This is a genomic window from Bradyrhizobium sp. SOJA106 (assembly GCF_059448745.1).
Genome location: NZ_CM182549.1, coordinates 4,287,327 through 4,301,715 on the forward strand (window position 1 = coordinate 4,287,327; position 14,389 = coordinate 4,301,715).

At 64.7% G+C, this 14,389-nt stretch carries 11 protein-coding genes; 6 read left to right on the plus strand and 5 right to left on the minus strand.

The genetic code is table 11. The features are described 5' to 3' along the window. Positions 1-332: 332 nt before the first annotated feature. Positions 333-998 carry a glycerol-3-phosphate acyltransferase gene (locus tag AC5V87_RS19685; RefSeq protein WP_495367520.1) on the plus strand — a complete coding sequence of 222 codons (666 nt, stop codon included), beginning with the start codon at positions 333-335 and terminating at the stop codon, positions 996-998. Between the two features lie 338 nt (positions 999-1,336). Here AC5V87_RS19685 and AC5V87_RS19690 read toward each other — a convergent pair whose 3' ends face one another. Further along, the gene (locus AC5V87_RS19690) at positions 1,337-5,107 is read right to left on the minus strand and encodes a vitamin B12-dependent ribonucleotide reductase (protein ID WP_495367521.1); all 3,771 of its coding nucleotides are present in this window, start codon (positions 5,105-5,107) and stop codon (positions 1,337-1,339) included. Between the two features lie 770 nt (positions 5,108-5,877). On the opposite strand from AC5V87_RS19690, the gene AC5V87_RS19695 reads away from it, so the two are divergent. After that, positions 5,878-6,774, plus strand: coding sequence for a DMT family transporter (locus AC5V87_RS19695; protein ID WP_456838684.1), 897 nt, complete (start codon positions 5,878-5,880; stop codon positions 6,772-6,774). A gap of 52 nt (positions 6,775-6,826) precedes the next feature. Here the strand turns inward: AC5V87_RS19695 and AC5V87_RS19700 are convergent, their stop codons facing one another. The 3 genes from AC5V87_RS19700 to AC5V87_RS19710 form a co-directional block, all read right to left on the minus strand. Beyond that, positions 6,827-9,067, minus strand: a complete 2,241-nt coding sequence (locus AC5V87_RS19700) for a CHASE3 domain-containing protein (protein WP_495367522.1) — start codon at positions 9,065-9,067, stop codon at positions 6,827-6,829. Next, a complete protein-coding gene (locus tag AC5V87_RS19705) occupies positions 9,064-9,477 on the minus strand; it encodes a response regulator (RefSeq protein ID WP_456838682.1) in 414 nt (137 codons plus the stop codon). The genes AC5V87_RS19700 and AC5V87_RS19705 overlap by 4 nt, the downstream gene beginning before the upstream one ends. A gap of 274 nt (positions 9,478-9,751) precedes the next feature. After that, positions 9,752-10,744, minus strand: coding sequence for a hypothetical protein (locus AC5V87_RS19710; RefSeq protein ID WP_495367523.1), 993 nt, complete (start codon positions 10,742-10,744; stop codon positions 9,752-9,754). Positions 10,745-11,208: 464 nt separating this feature from the next. On the opposite strand from AC5V87_RS19710, the gene AC5V87_RS19715 reads away from it, so the two are divergent. From AC5V87_RS19715 to AC5V87_RS19725, 3 genes are all read left to right on the plus strand, one after another. Further along, positions 11,209-12,348: a helix-turn-helix transcriptional regulator gene (locus AC5V87_RS19715; protein ID WP_456838680.1), complete on the plus strand. Its 1,140-nt coding sequence runs from the start codon at positions 11,209-11,211 to the stop codon at positions 12,346-12,348. Between the two features lie 105 nt (positions 12,349-12,453). After that, on the plus strand, positions 12,454-12,765 hold the full coding sequence (locus tag AC5V87_RS19720) for a hypothetical protein (RefSeq protein WP_456838679.1): 312 nt from the start codon (positions 12,454-12,456) through the stop codon (positions 12,763-12,765). An 18-nt stretch (positions 12,766-12,783) separates the two neighbouring features. After that, a complete protein-coding gene (locus tag AC5V87_RS19725; RefSeq protein WP_456838678.1) occupies positions 12,784-12,996 on the plus strand; it encodes a hypothetical protein in 213 nt (70 codons plus the stop codon). A gap of 40 nt (positions 12,997-13,036) precedes the next feature. Here AC5V87_RS19725 and AC5V87_RS19730 read toward each other — a convergent pair whose 3' ends face one another. Further along, the gene (locus AC5V87_RS19730) at positions 13,037-13,687 is read right to left on the minus strand and encodes a BA14K family protein (RefSeq protein WP_456838677.1); all 651 of its coding nucleotides are present in this window, start codon (positions 13,685-13,687) and stop codon (positions 13,037-13,039) included. A gap of 250 nt (positions 13,688-13,937) precedes the next feature. On the opposite strand from AC5V87_RS19730, the gene AC5V87_RS19735 reads away from it, so the two are divergent. Then, positions 13,938-14,345, plus strand: a complete 408-nt coding sequence (locus AC5V87_RS19735) for an NADH:ubiquinone oxidoreductase subunit NDUFA12 (RefSeq protein WP_027557785.1) — start codon at positions 13,938-13,940, stop codon at positions 14,343-14,345. Positions 14,346-14,389 lie beyond the last annotated feature (44 nt).

The window sequence follows — 14,389 nt, forward strand, 5'->3', positions numbered from 1 at the left end:
CCCCTCGGTTCTGGAGAGGCGCGCTCAGCCCAGCGATGCCATGCCCTGAAGCGCGAACGATGCGCTGTGCGACTGGAAACTCCCTCGACCTCAGTGGGGAGAGCCGCGTTCATTTAGTATCGCACAAAATCGGGGCTTTTTGTAGCCGGCGACAGCGGATGGTTAATTCGCGGAGGTCCGCTCATCGCGCGGAAGAGCGGACCGGGTCTGCTCAACCTGAGCTCTTCGCATTTTGACCCTGAGCCGACATACTCGGCGCTAACCATCCGGCAATAAGTTCAGGACACGTTGGAATGGGCCGCTCACCGAATTAATTCATAAGGTCGACTGCCTTGTGGACATTGACATCGCAAACTGAAGCTTACGCGCAAATCCTGGGCGCAATTTTTGGCTATTTGGTCGGCTCGTTACAGTCCGAGGTGCTTCAGAAGAAGGCCGAAGCCGTTCAGGGTAATCGCAAGACTATTTTGGGCAACCTGCGGACGACCGAGCCGCTCATCCTAGATGTCGTAAAAGGCGCGATGGCTGTACTAGTCGCCTTTTGGCTGGCGCGTGCGTTCAATGACGGCTCAACGAGCGCGGACCTTAGTCAAGAATTCTCGGTATGGTTTGCGGCAGGCGTTGCCGCCTTTCTAGGTCACTTGTTTCCGATCTGGCGCGGTTTTCGAGGTGGCAATGGGTTTGGCATATACCTCGGCGTGCTAATCGGCTGGTGGTGGCCGGCGGCACTTGCGTTCTGTATCACATGGCTGATCGTTGCTCGTGCTACGCGGAATTCATCCCTGGCTTCGCTGCTCGCGGCAGTCGTCGCCCCGCTGGCGTTCTACTTGGGCGCCCAACCCATGGGTACAACAAGTATGGTCTTCTGGGAGCTATATCGTCAGCACGAAGCCATGACGTGGGCTACGGCCCTCATGGCGGTAGTCACTGCCTGGAAGCATCGTGACGACATTAAGAGGTTGCTGACCGGCACAGAGCCGAAAATCGGCAGGGATTGATCGTCGCAACGCGCGTGGCGAGGAACCTGGGACACTCGCCCCTTTCGGTAGTCCGTGCTCCATCTCAAAGCGACCGCTCCGAACGTGATGCGGGCCGTACCTGTGACGTCGGCAGCTGCTCCCGAGCGGAAGATCCTGTCGCCATCCTGGATGACGGCTCATTGAGGCAAAGCGGACAAAGGTCCCGGTAGAAATGGAAAACCCCGCCGTCGCCGGCGGGGTTTTGTTTGCCTCAAGAATAGGGGACCTACTTTACCCCGATTAGGGGACCAACTTATAGGGGACCAACTTTACCCGTCGCTGCAATCTAACGATGATCCTCGAGACGTTCTATGGCCTCACGAACACCCCGTCGTGCTTCCGCACGTATCGCACTTCATGCAGGTCCCATTCCGCACCAGCGTGAAGTTGCCGCACTCGCTGCACATCTCGCCTTCGTAACCCTTGGCCTTGGCTTCGGCGCGGCGCTCGGCCTTGGTTGGGGCGGCGGACGCGGTACTGCCGGCCTTGCTCCACTGCAGCGCCTCGAGCTTCTCGGTTGGCGAGAGGTCGTGGCTGGCCTCCTGCTTCAGGGCGACGGCGCCTTCGATGGCGTCGCCGGCGCGGGCGGAGGTGCCGTGCGCGGCGAGCGCCGTGACGCGGCTGCCGCCGGATGGCGCGCTGTCGTTGCCTTGCGTGACCGCGGCGCTGCCGCCGCGCATCACGACGAGGTTGTCGGTCCGCGAGCGGGTGAGGCCGCGCGACACCAGCTTGGTGGCGTGGTGGCCGCCGTCCTCGTCCGGCTCCTTGCCTTCCTCGACGCCCTTGCCGAGCGCGTCAAAGCCCGTCTCGTTGGGATCGACGTGGGCGAGGTCGAAGCGAGAGAGGTAGCTCACCGCCAGCTCGCGGAAGACGTAGTCGAGGATCGAGGTCGCGTATTTGATGCTGTCGTTGCCCTGCACGGGGCCCGCCGGCTCGAAACGGGTGAAGGTGAAGGCGTCGACATACTCGTCCAGCGGCACGCCGTATTGCAGACCGAGGGAGACCGCGATCGCAAAATTGTTGATGAAGGAGCGGAGCGCTGCGCCTTCCTTGTGCATGTCGATGAAGATCTCGCCGAGACGGCCGTCGTCATACTCGCCGGTACGGAGATAGACCTTGTGGCCGCCGACGACCGCCTTCTGGGTGTACCCCTTGCGTCGGTCAGGCATCTTCTCGCGCTCGCGCATCACGATGATGCGCTCGACCAGCTTCTCGACGATCTTCTCCGAGACCTGGGTCGCGCGTGCGGCCATCGGCTTCTCGTAGAGATGATCGACCGCATCGTCCTCGTCCTCATCATCGCTGATGAGCTGCGCGTTGAGCGGCTGGCTGAGCTTGGAGCCGTCGCGATAGAGCGCGTTGGCCTTCAGGGCCAGCTTCCACGACAGCATGTAGGCGGACTTGCAGTCCTCCACCGTGGCGTCGTTCGGCATGTTGATGGTCTTGGAGATCGCACCCGAGATGAAGGGCTGCGCCGCCGCCATCATGCGGATGTGGCTCTCGACCGACAGGTAGCGCTTGCCGATCTTGCCGCAGGGATTGGCGCAGTCGAACACCGGATAGTGCTCGGCCTTGAGGTGCGGGGCACCTTCCACCGTCATCGCGCCGCAGATGTGGACGTTGGCGGCCTCGATCTCGCGCTTGGTGAAGCCGACGGCCTGGAGCAGGTCGAAGCCGGGGGCCGCGATCGCCTCGGCACCGATGCCGAGCTGGTCGCGGATGAAGTCTTCGCCAAGGGTCCACTTGTTGAAGGCGAACTTGATGTCGAAGGCGGTCGGCAGGGCCTTCTCGACCTTGGCGATGGCTTCATCGGTGAAGCCTTTGGCCTTGAGCGTCGAGGCGTTGATGCCGGGCGAGTTGGAGAGCGAGCCGTGGCCGACGGCGTAGGCTTCGATCTCCGCGATCTCGCTCTCGCGATAGCCGAGCGCGCGCAGTGCAGACGGCACCGCACGGTTGATGATCTTGAAGTAGCCGCCGCCGGCGAGCTTCTTGAACTTCACCAGGGCGAAGTCGGGCTCGATGCCGGTGGTGTCGCAATCCATGACGAGGCCGATCGTGCCGGTCGGCGCGATCACCGTGGTCTGGGCGTTGCGATAGCCGTGCTTCTCGCCGAGCTCGAGTGCCGCATCCCAGGCCGCCTTGGCATGCGCGACCAGGTCTTGTTGCGGGCAGGAGGCGTGGTCGAGCGGCACCGGGTTGACGGAGAGCGCCTCGTAGCCGGAAGCCTCGCCATGGGCGGCGCGGCGGTGATTGCGGATGACGCGCAGCATGTGCTGGGCGTTCTTCTTGTAGCCCGGGAAGGTGCCGAGCTCCGCCGCCATCTCCGCCGAGGTCTTGTAGGTGATCCCGGTCATCACCGCAGTCAGCGCGCCGCAGAGCGCACGGCCTTCCTTGCTGTCATACGATAGACCCATGGTCATCAGCAGGCCGCCGATATTGGCGTAGCCGAGGCCCAGCGTGCGGAACTCGTAGGAGAGCTCGGCGATCGCGCGCGAGGGGAATTGCGCCATCATGACCGAGATCTCGAGCACGATGGTCCAGAGCCGGCAGAGATGCTCGTAGCCGGCGACGTCGAACTGCTTGGTCGTCGTGTTGTAGAACGTCAGCAGGTTCGCGGACGCCAGGTTGCACGCCGTGTCGTCCAGGAACATGTATTCCGAGCACGGATTGGATGCGCGGATGTCGCCGGAGGCCTTGCAGGTGTGCCAGTCGTTCATGGTGGTGTTGAAGTGCAGGCCCGGGTCGGCCGACGCCCAGGCGGCGTAGCCGATCTTTTCCCAGAGGTCGCGCGCCTTCAGCGTCTTCGTCACCTTCTTGGAGGTGCGGGCGTTGAGATTCCAGTCACCGTCCGTTTCCACGGCGCGGAGAAAATCGTCCTTCAGCGAGACCGAGTTGTTGGAGTTCTGGCCCGAGACGGTGAGATAGGCTTCGCTATCCCAGTCGGTGTCGTAGGTGTCGAACTGGATATCCTTGTAGCCTTGCTTGGCAAACTGGATGACGCGCTTGATGTAATTGTCAGGCACGAGGCTGCGGCGCGCGAGCTTGATCTCGCGGCGGAGGGCAGGGTTCTTCTCGGGATCGAAGCAATCGTCGCCCGAGCCTTCGCAGTTCACGCAGGCCTTGAGCACCGCCTTGAGGTGCTTCTGGTTGATCTTGGAGCCGGTGACGAGGGCAGCGACCTTCTGCTCCTCCTTCACCTTCCAGTCGATATAGGTCTCGATATCGGGGTGATCGACGTCGACGACGACCATCTTGGCCGCGCGGCGCGTGGTGCCGCCCGACTTGATCGCGCCGGCGGCGCGGTCGCCGATCTTGAGGAAGCTCATCAGGCCGCTCGAGCGGCCGCCGCCCGAGAGTTTCTCGCCTTCGCCGCGCAGGCGGGAGAAGTTCGAGCCGGTGCCGGAGCCGTATTTGAACAGGCGGGCCTCGCGGACCCAGAGGTCCATGATGCCGCCCTCGTTGACGAGATCGTCACCGACGCCCTGGATGAAGCAGGCGTGCGGCTGCGGATGCTCATAGGCCGACTTGGACTTGGTCAGCTTGCCGGTGAAGGGGTCGACGTAATAGTGGCCCTGGCCGGGGCCGTCGATGCCATAGGCCCAGTGCAGACCGGTGTTGAACCATTGCGGCGAATTCGGCGCGACCATCTGCATGGCGAGCATGTAGCGGAGTTCGTCATAGAACGCCTGGGCGTCCTCGTCGGAGCTGAAATAGCCGCCCTTCCAGCCCCAATAGGTCCAGCAGCCGGCGAGGCGATCGAACACCTGCTTGGCGCTGAGCTCGCTGACATAGCGCTCTTTCTCGGGGAGAGCTGCGAGAGCCTCGGTGTCGGGCACGGAGCGCCACAGGAAAGAGGGGACGGACTCCTCCTCGACCTTCTTCAGGCGCGCGGCAACGCCCGCCTTGCGGAAGTATTTCTGAGCCAGCACGTCGGAGGCGACCTGCGACCACTCGGTCGGCACCTCGACGTTATCCAGCTTGAACACGACCGAGCCGTCGGGATTGCGAATCTCCGACGTGGTCAGCCGGAAATCGATCCCGGCATAAGGTGACTGTCCCGAAGTGGTGTGGCGCCGCTCAATCCGCATTGTCTTGCCCCGTCCTTATCTTTGACCGGATCCGCTCCTCGTTGGAAGCGGGCCGGGTCGTCATTTCTCTCTCGCGCTTCCTCACAGGGCCACCGGCCCAAAAGGCTTCGCAGTTCAGCCGGTGGAGTCCGGCCCAGTTTCTCCCGGCGCGATGGCTCGATGCGTGCATCGATCATCCCGCCGGCATGTCCAGACACATCCGCCCCAACGGGATGAGCCCGACATGCGTTCAACGCCCCACAACGTCACTTCTTCAACCGATGCCATCCGAGCCTTTTGCCGGCCCGTTCTGGCGCCCGAAGAGTCCGCTTCTTGAGGGCAAGACAAGCCCTCACCCGCAGCCTTTGGCCGGCTGGCGGAGCTAAGATTTGCGAGACCCTTTGGGGGAGTGCCGGCGGGACGCAAACTCACTCGCGCCGAACGGACCGAAAGCTAGGACTCTCCGTTGCGCCCGTCAAGAACTAGTGCGAGTTCCTGAATCAAATACTAAATATGGTGGATTGCGGGGGATAACAGGGGGCAAGCCCGCACCTGTTGTGAGCCAAGTATCAGTGAGTCCTCAGGGATTCCCAACCGAAAAAATTTGTCTCCCGTGACGATGCGGACCCTTCATCCCGCTGTTCACAGGGCAGGTATATTTCTGGGCAACGGGATTGCGTCAGCAGGACTCACGTACCCTTACGGAAGATGAGGGCAGGCATGCCCGCCGAGGTGGTGGTGGAGGGGGCGAATCCGGGTCAAGCTGACCTCGATTTTGCCGGACTGCCCACATGCTTGATTCGACTCGCCGGGATACGCGGCCGCGTATCGCCCCGGCCGGCCTGATGTTCCTCGCGATCACCTCGATCGGCTGGGGCTTCAATTGGCCGGTGACGAAATTCCTCCTCGCCGAGCTGCCGCCGCTGACCCTGCGCGGGGTGACCGGCGTGCTGGGCGCGCTGCTGCTGGCCGCCCTGGCGGTGATCCGCCGGCAGAGCCTAAAGGTCGACCCTGCGATCTGGCCGCGCCTCTTGACCGCCGCCGTCCTCAACGTCACCGGCTGGATGGTGCTGATGGGCCTCGCGCTGCTCTGGCTGCCGGCGAGCGAAGCGGCGCTGATCGCCTACACCATGCCGGTCTGGGCCTCGATCATCGCCTGGCCGGTGCTGGGCGAGCGGCCGACATTGCTGCGCACGTTGGGGCTGGTGATGGCCTTTGCCGGGCTGGCCTCGATCATGGGCGGCAACGGCATTGCCGCGAGCGCGGAGAAGCTGCCCGGCATCATCATGGCGCTCGCGGGCGCGCTCGGCTTTGCCGTCGGCACGGTCTTCTCGAAGAGATACCCGATCCACCTGCCGCCGATCACCGCCGCGGCCTGGCAGATCGGGATCGGCTGCCTGCCGATCTCGGTCATCGGGCTGCTGGTCGAGACCTCGCATCTGGACAAGGTGACGCCGGTCGGCTGGTGGCTGCTGCTCTATTCGACCGTGGTGCAGTTCTGCATCGCCTATGTCAGCTGGTTCGCCGCGCTGTCGCGATTGCCGGCCTCCGTCGCTGCGATCGGCACCATGGCGGTGCCGGTCATCGGTGTCGTGGCGTCTGCGATCGCGCTCGGCGAGCCGCTCGGGGCAGGGCAGATCGCGGGACTGGTGTTCACGCTGGCCGCGGTGATGCTGGCGACGCGTTAGGCTTTTCGTTTGAGCATGATCCTGTCGGAAAACCGTTGCACACTTTTCCAGATCATGCCCCCAGCGCCTTCCTGATCATCGCCGCCAGCTGATTGCGCCGATAGGGCTTTGTCAGCAGCAGCACGCCGTCATCCAACTTGCCGTGATGCACGATGGCGTTGTCGGTGTAGCCGGAGGTGTAGAGCACCTTGAGGCCGGGGCGGAGCGCTGCCACCTTCTCGGCGAGCTCCCGCCCGCTCATGCCGCCGGGAATGACGACGTCGGTGAAAAGGAGGTCGAATTCCTGGCCGGCCTCGATCAATTCCAGCGCGGCCTTGCTGTCCGCAGCGGCGACCGTCTTATAGCCGAGGCTCTGCAATTGCGCGGTGACGAAGTTGCGCACCAGCGGATCGTCCTCGACGACCAGAATGGTCTCGGCGCCGCCGTCGGCTTGCGGAGCTGTGGCGGCGGACGTCTCGCTCGCGCCTTCGCCCGGCGGCAGATAGAGCTTGATCGTGGTGCCGTGGCCCGGCTCGCTGTAGATCTTGATGTGCCCGCCCGACTGCTTGACGAAGCCGTACACCATGGAGAGGCCGAGGCCCGAGCCCTTGCCGACCTCCTTGGTGGTGAAGAACGGCTCGAACGCCTTCTGCTGGATGTCGGTCGACATGCCGGTGCCGGTGTCGCTGACCGCGAGCATCACGTAGGGGCCGGGCACCACCTCGGCGTTGGCCTCCGCATAGGCCTCGTCCAGCACGACCCGGCGGGTCTCCAGCAGCAGCTTGCCGCCGTTCGGCATCGCGTCGCGGGCGTTGATCGCCATGTTGAGCACGGCATTGGTGAGCCGGGACGGATCGATATGCGCCGTCATCGGTCCCTGTTCCAGCACGGTCTCGATCTGGATCTGCTCGCCGAGCGTCGGGCGCAAGAGCTTTGCGATGTCGGTGATCGCCGCATTGATCTCGACGTTGCGCGGCTGCAGCGGCTGCTTGCGCGCGAAGGCGAGCAGGTGCTGGATCAGCTCGGCGCAGCGCTCGGCGGCATCGTCGATCAGGCGCGCCACGCGCTGCAGCTCCGGCTGCTGCTTCAGGCTCGCCACCAGCGTCTCGGTGTTGCCGGAGATCACGGTCAGCATGTTGTTGAAGTCGTGGGCGACGCCGCCGGTCAGCTTGCCGATCGCATCCAGCTTCTGCGATTGGTGCAGCTGCCGCTCGGTCTCGCGCGTGGTGGTCGCGTCGTGATAGACCAGCACCGCGCCGGAAATGTCGCCTTGCCCGTCCAGCATCGGCCGGCCGCTGATCATGAGGTGGCGCGCAGGATTGCCGCTGTGCGGGCGGACGATCATCTCCATGGCCTCGAACTGCTCGCCGCGCAGCACCCGCTTGGACGGCAGCTCGTCGACCTTCAGCGGTGTGACGCCGTCGCCATGAAACACATCTGACAGCGCCAGCAGATTGCTCAGGTTCATCCCGGTCCGGTGCAGCAGTATGCGTTCGGCCGCGGGATTGGACAAAAGGACGTTGCCCTCGGTGTCGATGACCAGCACCGCCTCCGCCATGCTGCGAAAGGTGCTCTGGAGCACGTTGACCGACAGGCGCAGCTCGTCATGCGCGGCGACCAGATGCTCGGTGCGCTCGGCGACCGCGGCCTCGAGCTGCTCGTTGGCGGCGGTGGCTTCCTCGAGCGTGCTCTTGAGCGCGCTCTGGGTGCGGTGGCTCTCGCGCATCACCATGAGCACCAGCAGCAGGATCACCAGCGCGCCGGCGACGTCGATGCCGAGCAGCACGATGCCGGTGCGGCGCGAATCCTGGGAGCGTGCGGTCAGCAGCCGTTCTTCCTCCGCGCTCAGCTGGTCGAGATTGCCCATCACGGTGTCCATGAGGCCGCGGCCCTCGGCCTTGCCCTGGAGCGCGGCAATGCCGGCCTCGTCGTTCGCGGCGCGCAAGCGCATCGCCGCGGCGGCAATCTCCATTCGGCGCAGCGCCAGCGGCTCTGTGCCCTCCAGCAGCGCGACCTGGTCCGGATTGTCGCGCACGTCGCGCTTGAGGCTCGCGAGCGCCGGCGCGATCTGGGCGTGGGCGGCCTCGAACTCATCGCTGAAGGCCTGGTTGCGGTAGATCTCGAAGCCGCGCGCGGCGCTCTCGGCGCGGCGCAGCAGCACGCGTAGGTCGGAGATCTTCTTCAGCACCTGGACGGTGTGATTGACCCAGGTGGTATCGGACCGCGACTTGACGTCGAGGGCGATCGAGGCGGCGGTGATGATCAGGAGAATGGCGAGTCCAGCACCGAGAATGACGCGTTGCGTTGGGATCAAGGTGCTTCTTTCTGGTCCTTCGGCAACGCCGCCTCGCCGAGGCATTCCCGGACCGCGGTCAGCAGCGCGTCGGGCGTGAACGGCTTGCGCAGGCAGCGCGTCGCGCCGAGCTCCAGCGCCATGCGGAGGAAATCGGGCGAGGGCGAGGCGGACGATGCGAAGGCGTAGCCGGACATCGCGATCAGCGGCACGGACGGCGCGCGCTCATGAAAGATGCGGATGGATTCGAAGCCGCGCATATGCGGCATGAAGATGTCGACCAGCATCACGTCATAGGCCTGCGCTTCAAGGGCGGCCAGTCCCGTCTCGCCGCCGTCAGCCAGTGTGACGTCGAAGCCCTGACGTTGGAGGAGGACCTCGATGGTCGCGCCGACCATCGGATCGTCATCTACCACGAGGATACGCGGCATGACACTTCCCAGCAAATCGAAGTCCCCATGGGATTTGTGATATCCGCGAATCGTGGGTCGGGTCAATTTTGGATTGGAGCGATGTCGATATGCACGGCGTGGTGCATGAGGTTCCCGCTGCTATGCCCGCAGCGGCGATTACGCCGTTCAATCCCGGCAGTTCGATGAAAAATCGAGGCAAAGCTCGCTAAAGCACAACGAGATTGGGATCATCGCGCTTGAGGTTGTTGTTTGAGCATGATCTTTCCGGAAAACCGCTCCGCAATTTTCGGGATCATGCTTCCGCCGCAGTGAGATCGTAGGCCGCCTGAATGGCCGCCAGAGTGGTGCGCGATTTCGCTGCGGGATCGACGATCACGACCATCACGCGGGCATGCGCCGCCAGCTCCAGGAAGGGAAGCGAGGGCCGCGGCAGCGGGACAGGCACCACCAGCAGCGGCGCCGCGCCGGAGGGGCGGCTGACGCGCACCGGCTCCGAGAGCGAGGTGCCGATGCCCGAGGCGACGACGAGCGCATCCATCAGCGCGCGCGACAGGGCCTGTCGTTCGCCGGGCAATGCGCAGGCGAGCTGGAGGCCGCCGTCGGCGTCGAACACGATGCCGTCCGATCTTCGCAGCAAATCGTCTGCGGCCCTGTTGGTCTGGACGATGCGGCCGCGGCGGTCCAGCAGCATGGCGGCGTTGGGCATCAAATCGAGGACCGCGGACAATTGCCGCTGTCCGTCCGCGCGGCCGGCGAGCAGGAGTGAGGCATCGAGGGCGCGGCAGAGATGCGGGCTCAGCTGGTCGAGCAGACGGACGCGCTGCTCCACCTGATCGGTGCCGCGCCGCGAGAGGCAGAATCCAAAGCCGCCGACGCTGCCGTCGACGGCGAAGCCCTTGTAGTTGATGTCCAGGATGTCCTCGTGCCCGTAAGGCGCCAGCACGTCGGCATAGAACGCGGTCCTCCGGATCGAGCCGGGCTCGACCAGGGAGTTGGCGCTGACCGCCTTGCCGAAGGGCACTTTGGTGACCGCGATGGTCCATGGATTCCAGGCGTAGTGCTCGCGGAAGATCGCAGACGGCTCCTCGGGCAGGCGGCCGAGGATCTGGGTCGGAGGCAGCCTGCTTGCTCGCGGCGGGCCATCACCCGCCTGGATGATGACGCGCGATCTCGGCTTGAGGTATTGCCCAAGCGCGATCCCGGTCGGGGCTTGCCGGAGGCCTCGATCGCAGGCGGATGCATGCCTGCATGCGGGTATGGGAGGTTCGACGATGACGAAACTCACGCTTCATGGATTGCGTTCGTCGAAGGATGTGCAAGGCTTGAATGAGGAGGATCGCTCGACATATCGGCGCTGAGCGCGCTGCTCGTGCGCGATCTACGCGATCGTTGTGATCGCCTTGCTCGCCGGATGATGGGTTCACGATCGGAATACGACGAGGGTTGCAGGCCGAGATCATCCGATCGGTATCGATGCGGCGCCCGATTTGCCATCGCAAATTTCCGGCGGGAGGCGCGGCGCAGTTATGTCTGACTGATCGATTTACCCAGATGAAGGGCACCGCAGCGCGTGCTGCGGGCCACGCGATCTGAAGGCGAAAGGAGGCTGGAACCGGAATTGTGAGGTCATTGAACGCGGCCATCACCCGATAGGGTGAGGCGGCAGGATGTTAGTCGCGGTATCATAATAATGCGTCCTTAGGTTGTTCATACAATCGATAGTTGTTGGTCGGCTCGGGCGGGAGCGCGATGAATCATTCCAGCGACAGGATCGAGAAGGTCCTCGACCTCATCTATGACGCGGCGGCCGAGAACGATCTTTGGCCGCATGTGCTCACGGCGATTGCCGATCTGACCCGCAGCCAGGGCGGCATATTGTTCGGCCAGTCCCTTACCGCGGAGCGGATCTATTTCGATTTCAACGGCCGCCTCAGCGAGGAGTGCAACCGCGCCTATCAGGAGCGGCATATGCAGAATCCGTGGTCGCGCTACATGGAGACCCAGCAGGTCGGCCGGCTGGTGCTGTCCGACGAAGCCATCTCGCTGCGGGAGCTCCAGGCATCCGGCTTCTACGACGAGGTGTTACGGCCGCAGCAGATCGCGCACAACGGAATGATGGCGCTCGCGGCGCGCGAGGATTTTCGTGCCGCCTTCAACATGTGCCGCAGCGCGCGGCATGGCCCGTTCGATCCGGACGAGCAGCGGCTTTTGGAATGGCTGTCGCCGCATCTGTGCCGGTCGGTGGCGCTTGGATTCCGGATGGATGGCTACCTCGCCATGCAGCAGGCAACCTTCAATATCCTCGACCGGCTTGCCGATGGCGTCACCGTGCTCGACCGCAAGGCGCGGGTACTGTTCGCCAATGGCGCGGCCCGCCGCATGGCCGAGGAGGGCGTGCTGCGGCTGCATCAATCGGTCACGACTCGTTCGCCGGCGCATTCGCAGCGGCTGGGCGAGCTGATCCGCCGCGCGCTCAAGGGTGCCGCCGGCGGAACGATGAGCCTGCCGCGCGATATCGACGGAGAGCTTCTGGCCATTCTGGTCACGCCCATCAGAAGCAAGGATCTCGGGCGGCTCTCGGATGCCGGCATCAAGGATGCCGCCGTGCTGCTGTTCATCGTCGATCCCGCCAACCGGCGATCGATCCCGCTCGGGCAGATCATGGATGCCTATGGCCTGACGCACGCCGAGGCGCGGGTGGCGCTCGCGGCTTCGTCCGGTCACACGATCCTGGAGACCGCGCAATCGCTCAAGCTGTCGCCCAACACCATCAAGACGCATCTGCGCCGCGTCTTCGCCAAGACCGCGACCGGCCGCCAGGGCGAGCTTGCCGGCCTGATCACGGCGGTGGGCACGGTCCGGATCGGCGAGGTGGATCAGGCACAATGATGTCTCACCCGGCGGGGTGATGACGGCCGATGCGGCCATCCGCTAGATTTTGTTTCCAACCAGGTCCGGGCCGCTCGCAGCCGACGCGGCCGGATGGAATCGCAAGTGAGGTCTGCCGTGCGGTGGGTGGAAGTGGCTGGCTACATCGCCTCGTCGCTGGTGTTCCTGACCTTCTACATGCGCCGCATGGTCCCGTTGAGGCTCGTCGCGCTCTGCAGCAATGTCGCATTCCTGACCTATGCTTGCGCGCTTCATCTCGCGCCGATCGCCATTCTCCATGGCGCGCTCATCCCGGTGAACATTGTCAGGCTGATCGGCGCGCTGCGAGAGGGCAAAGAGAATCCGCGCGGCGGCGATCCGCGTCCTGATGTCGCCCATTCGAGCCGCTATTTGCCGCGCCGGTCGGAGATCGCGTGATGCAGCGGACCTGGCGTGATGCCGGACGCGCCGGCTGCCGGACGGCTGACAGCGGATGAAATTGTGGAGTTCGAGTGCCTCGATGCCACGGCTCCGCTCGACGAAATCGGACGTCCGGCGTGGTCGTTCGAAGGCGAGCCGTTGACGGTGCGCGAGCGGCGCTGGCTAGAGCTCTACCGCAAGCTGGCGAAGTGCGAGGATGCGTCGGAAACGCGTCAGCGGCGCCGGTAGTTCACCGGCGCCGCCCACTCATCGCGTTGTTCAGGCCGCCTTACGGGCAGGGATGGCGCTCGCCGTCATAGCCGAGATACGTGCCCGAGGCCGGGTCGTAAGACCTGTAGCGCTGTGCGCAATACGCGGCGGCGTCGCCGCCGGTGTCGGGCACGACCGCAACTGACGGCTCATCGTAATAGGTGTCGCCGTAGTAATAGGGGTCATCGTAATAGCCGCCGCCGTAATACGCGTAGGAGCCGAGGCCGCCGATGGCGGCGCCGGCCGCAAAGCCGGGCCAGAAGCCGCCGCCCCGATGATGCCAGCGGTGACCGCTCCAATTGCCGCCGCCGCCCTGCCAGTTGCCGCCCGCCGCTGCGACCGGACGGCCGCCGCCGCTAAACGTCGCTCCTGTGGTTGGACGCATGGCAACGCCGGCGCTCGGGCGCATGGCTGCGCCGCCCGCGAAACTGGCGCCACCGCCGCCGATCCGGGGGCCAGCGGCGAAGCTGCCGCCGCCCATGTGGGGGCCAGCACCACCACCGAAGTGAGCGCCTCCGCCGCCGCCACCAAAATGGGCGCCGCCGCCACCGCCGAAATGGGCTCCTCCGCCACCGCCAGCGGCGGAACGGCCCTGAGCAAAGCTCGGGCTCGCCAACGGAAGCATCAACGCGACTGCCGCGGCGGCACTCAAAACCTTCAGACTGTTCATGATCAAACTCCTTTCCCGGAAAAGCCAACCCGATGAAACAGCGCTGGTTCCTGGGATCACGCTGGTTTGCGTGTGCTCGCCGAGCGTCTCACCTCGCCGCTGTACCTGGGATGAACGGATCGCGACCGATTTGCGACCGGCCCGCAGTCCGGAGCACCCCGCATTAGTGGAGGGCATGGCCGCGCCGGCCGAACTGGACATTTCGGCGTCCGGATGGCATCAGGGCCCCACGAAGCAGGGCCCTTGCCGCATGAAACAATTCCTTCTGAAGTTCTTCACCTGGTGGAATGGCCAGACCTTTGGCACCCAGCTCTGGACCAGCCGGTACGGCGAGCTGGTCGGTGAGGACGAGCAGGGCAACCGCTACTATCGCACCCGCGGCGGGGCGATCGATCCGACGCTGGGCTTCGAGCGGCGGTGGGTGATCTATAATGGCTACGCAGAGGCGAGCCGCATCCCGCCGTCCTGGCACGGCTGGATCCATCACGTCGTCGACACCCCGCCGACCGCGACCAACTACCAGCCGCGCGAGTGGGAAAAGCCGCACCAGCCGAATCTGACCGGCACGGCCAAGGCCTACCGGCCCTCGGGCTCGACGCTCGCCAGCGGCCGCCGGCCCAAAGCGACCGGCGACTACCAGCCCTGGACCCCCGGCTAACCGCCAGCCCCGACGCGAATCTTCATCATGGAGGCGGATGCATC

Coding starts and splice junctions, on each gene's coding strand:
- AC5V87_RS19690 (WP_495367521.1), bottom strand. CDS start 5,107: ATGCGGATTGAGCGGCGCCACACCACTTCGGGACAGTCACCTTATGCC.
- AC5V87_RS19695 (WP_456838684.1), top strand. CDS start 5,878: ATGCTTGATTCGACTCGCCGGGATACGCGGCCGCGTATCGCCCCGGCC.
- AC5V87_RS19705 (WP_456838682.1), bottom strand. CDS start 9,477: ATGCCGCGTATCCTCGTGGTAGATGACGATCCGATGGTCGGCGCGACC.
- AC5V87_RS19715 (WP_456838680.1), top strand. CDS start 11,209: ATGAATCATTCCAGCGACAGGATCGAGAAGGTCCTCGACCTCATCTAT.
- AC5V87_RS19725 (WP_456838678.1), top strand. CDS start 12,784: ATGCCGGACGCGCCGGCTGCCGGACGGCTGACAGCGGATGAAATTGTG.
- AC5V87_RS19730 (WP_456838677.1), bottom strand. CDS start 13,687: ATGAACAGTCTGAAGGTTTTGAGTGCCGCCGCGGCAGTCGCGTTGATG.
- AC5V87_RS19735 (WP_027557785.1), top strand. CDS start 13,938: ATGAAACAATTCCTTCTGAAGTTCTTCACCTGGTGGAATGGCCAGACC.